This is a genomic window from Ramlibacter sp. 2FC (assembly GCF_005503345.1).
Classification (GTDB): domain Bacteria; phylum Pseudomonadota; class Gammaproteobacteria; order Burkholderiales; family Burkholderiaceae_C; genus SCMQ01.
Genome location: NZ_SCMM01000115.1, coordinates 1 through 3,519, shown reverse-complemented (window position 1 = coordinate 3,519; position 3,519 = coordinate 1). Strand labels below are relative to the sequence as shown.

Here is a 3,519-nt window from a genome sequence, read left to right as displayed (position 1 = left end):
ATGGCCGTTATGTCGAGCTCTCCATAACGGCCATTATGAGAAGGCCCCAGTTATGAGAAGTTGGGAGTTGGCGAGCGCGCAGACTGCCTCGTACACAGGCCGTCCGACGCGCTTGCTCCCTTCTCATAATCACAGTGTCTTCAGGAACTCCAGCAGCGAGTCCGAGGCTCGGAAGCGCCTGGCAGCCGTGTCTGGGTCCTGCAGCTTGGCAAGCGCCTGCTCCTTCATGGCAAGGTTGGCCTCCACGTACTGATGCGTTGTGGTCGGGCTCTCGTGACCGAGCCACAAGGCGATCCCCTCGATGGGTTCGCCGGACTGCAGCAGGTGCATCGCTGTCGTGTGGCGAACCGTGTGCGGGGAGATGTGACGGTCCCGCAGGCTCGGCATCGTCGGTATTGCCGTCGCCACAGCCAGCGCGAGCCGCTGCGTGACGTTGGTACGCGTCATTGGATGGCCGTCCCGGTTGGGCAGCAGCGCCGATGTCGGCAGCAGCTCGGGGTTCTGCCTCAACCACGCCCGTATCGCCTTGACCGTCGAACGCCACAGCGGCATCGTTCGCTGCTTGCGTCCCTTGCCGTGCAAGTGGACACACGCGGCACCATCAAGGACGACATCGGCCAAGCGCACACCGACGATCTCCGACACCCGGGCCCCTGTGTTGTAGAGCATGTGCAGCAGCAGGTGATCGCGTTGACTGGTCCAGCTTGCACCGGGCTTGCCGATGATTGCCAGCATCTCCTCGCGCGACAGGAACTCGATCACCGGCCGCTCGAAGCGCTTCATCGGCACGCCCAGGGCCTGCTCGACGACATGCAGCGCGCCGACGTCACGGCGACCCGCGAACTTCAGGAACGCGCGCAGCGCCGCCAGCCGCGCATTGCGGGTGCGCACCGCGTTGCCGCGCTCGTGCTCCAGATGGTCGAGGAACGCCAGGATCAGCGCCGGGGTGATGTCCTCCAGCCGGATCGCCGTGGGCTGCTTGTGCAGGCGACCCACGGCGAAGTCCAGGAACAGCACAAAGGCGTCGCGGTAGGTCGCCACCGTGCGCGGGCTCATCGCCCGCTGCTGGGTCAGGTGCTCGGTGAAGAAGGACTGCACCAGTGCGGCAAAACTCGGCGGCGCTCGTGGTGTAGCCGGCCTACTCATCGTCGTCGTCCCACGGATTGGCGAAGCGCTCAAAGCGCTGGCCGACCAGGCCCATCAACTCTGGTACTCCGGTGAGGTACCAATAGGTGTTGGAGACCTTGGCGTGGCCGAGGTAGGTCGACAACGCCAGCATGCGCTGGCTGATGTCCACCCCTTGCTCATGCCAGAGCACCAGCCGCCTCACGGCGAACGAGTGCCGCAGGTCATGAACGCGAGGCGTGCCGTGGCTGCCGCGATCGACCCAGCCAAGTTGCTTGCGCAGTTGCCCGAAGATGCGGTGGACTTGGCGGTCTCCAACCGGTTCCCCGAGCAACCGCCCGCGCGTGGCAATGAAGAACGGCGCGTCAGGTGTGGCACCCACATGGCGGTTTCGCTGCGTTCGGTAGCGTGCCAGCGCCTCGACCGCGCTCGGGTGCAGCGGCACCAGCCGGGACTTGCCGAACTTGCTCTGCCGGATCGTCAGCACCTGGGCCTTCAGGTCTACGTCGGCATCCTGCAGCTCCAGCGCCTCCGAGATGCGCAGCCCCGTGCAAGCGATCAGGCCGAACAGCGTCTCGATCACCGCCGGCCGCAGGTCGCCCGGTGGCCCAAGCTGCCTGGCAGCGGTCAGCAGTTCGATGATCTCTTGTTCACGGTAGATGTGCGGCGCCATCCGGCCTGGAACCCGGCCGAAGACGGCCTCGTCAGGCACCTCGGTGGCGGGCTCGAACTGCCGCAGCCAAGCCGTGAAGGGGCGCAGCATCTTCAGCCGGCGCGCCGAAGTAGTGCGGTCGCCGTGGCCAGCCTTGGCCTGGCGTGCCCAGGTGGCCATCAGATCGACCGTCAACGGCCCCTGGTGGCCGGCATCGGCGACGTACCGGGCGAAGCGCGCCAGTCCGTAAGCCATGGTTCTGAGCTCGAAGCCGATACGCCGCCGCTCGGCCAGGTACTGCTCGACCCTGGCCTCCAAGGTGACCCGGGCGCTCATTGGGCGCTCCCGGGCCACGGCAGTGCGACGCCGGCCAACGCGCCGTGGTCGAGCTTGGCGTAGATGAGCGAGGTGTTCAGCGACCGGTGCCGCAGCACGTCGGCCACCTCCTTGATCGAACCGCCCTGGTTGACGATCCGGCAGGCCAGCGTGTGACGCAGCGCATGGGTGCGGCCGTGGGGGATGCCCACCCGGCGGAAGGCGTCGCGCACCACGCGGCGGATGGCGTCCACGCCGATGGGCTCGTCGTAGGGCGCTATGTGGCGCACGAACACCGCCCCATCGCTGGTCTTCGGGCGCTCGTGTCGGAGGTAGGCCTCCAGCGCGCGGCCGGTTGCCGCTGGCAACGGCAGGACGTCTTGGCGGCGCGACTTCGTGCGCTTGAGAGTGACGGTGCCCATGCGCCAGTCGATGTCAGCGAGCCGCAGCCGGTTGATCTCGATGCTGCGCAGACCCAGGTCGAGCGCCAGGCGGACGACGGCGTAGCCACGCCGAGGCGACGTCAGCGCGTCCGTGAAGGAATTGAGCAGCCGATCCACTTCCTCGGGCTTGAGGCCCCGCGGCAGTGACGCCAGGCTCCAGTGTGCGGGGGATGCGATGACGGCCAACAGCGGCTGCACCGCGTCGCCGCAAGTGGCGCGGTAGCGCAGGTACGCGCGCAACGTGGACGCGATCGTGATGGCGTTGCTGATGGTGCCGAGCGAATCCAGTTGATCTGCGATGAAGCGCCGCACGTCCTCGGTCTGCAACTCGCCGATGACCACTGGCCGACCTGCGAACTTCGCCACCAGCAGGCGCTCGACGATGCGCAGTCGGCCGCGGCGGGTTCCGGAGGCCAAGCCGCGAGCATCGCGCATGTGCGCGTCATAGTTGTGAAGCTCATCGGCGATCGGGCCTGCCGGTGCTGGCGGCTGTGCGATGACGTGCCCTGCCCGCAGGATTCCCAGCACGGGCATAAGTGCCGCGTGCAGTTCGCGCGGTGTACGAAGCGCACCGCCGGGGCAGTCGCAGCGCGGCAGGTGGTAGCGCAGGAACTGGTCGATGCAGCCTTCGTCGAGCATGTGCACCGGCAGGTGACACATCGACATCCAGTGCGCGAAGTGCGCCACGCCGTTCAGGCAACGACCTGAAGTGTTGGTCGCGTAGCGGCCGCGCCTGAGCCGCGCGACGTATGCCGGAACGTGAGCAGACAGCGGGCCCTCGAGCAACCAGGCCCGAACAGTGGGGTGCAACGCAGGGATCTTGGTCATGACGGTCTCCAGAAGTGGGACCGTCAGTGCTGCCCGATCAGCGGATTTATGTCCAGTGCAACGCGCCGCCACGCCCCAGATCGCAAGCGTTTACGCGGCCTGCCGGCCTACCCCATCCCAGAACTTCTCATAACTGGGGCCTTCTCATAATGGCCG

Annotated in this window: 3 protein-coding genes; all 3 read right to left on the bottom strand. The window is 66.9% G+C overall.

The window, feature by feature from the left end; translation table 11 throughout:
* Positions 1 to 129: 129 nt before the first annotated feature.
* From FFS10_RS22745 to FFS10_RS22735, 3 genes are read right to left on the bottom strand one after another with little or no spacing between them, the layout of a single operon-like run.
* Complete coding sequence (locus FFS10_RS22745) at positions 130 to 1,146, bottom strand: tyrosine-type recombinase/integrase (protein ID WP_137896874.1); 1,017 nt, start codon at positions 1,144 to 1,146, stop codon at positions 130 to 132.
* Positions 1,139 to 2,113, bottom strand: coding sequence for a tyrosine-type recombinase/integrase (locus FFS10_RS22740; RefSeq protein WP_137896873.1), 975 nt, complete (start codon positions 2,111 to 2,113; stop codon positions 1,139 to 1,141). Before FFS10_RS22740 ends, FFS10_RS22745 begins: the two co-directional genes overlap by 8 nt.
* Positions 2,110 to 3,363, bottom strand: coding sequence for a tyrosine-type recombinase/integrase (locus FFS10_RS22735; RefSeq protein WP_137896872.1), 1,254 nt, complete (start codon positions 3,361 to 3,363; stop codon positions 2,110 to 2,112). The genes FFS10_RS22740 and FFS10_RS22735 overlap by 4 nt, the downstream gene beginning before the upstream one ends.
* Positions 3,364 to 3,519 lie beyond the last annotated feature (156 nt).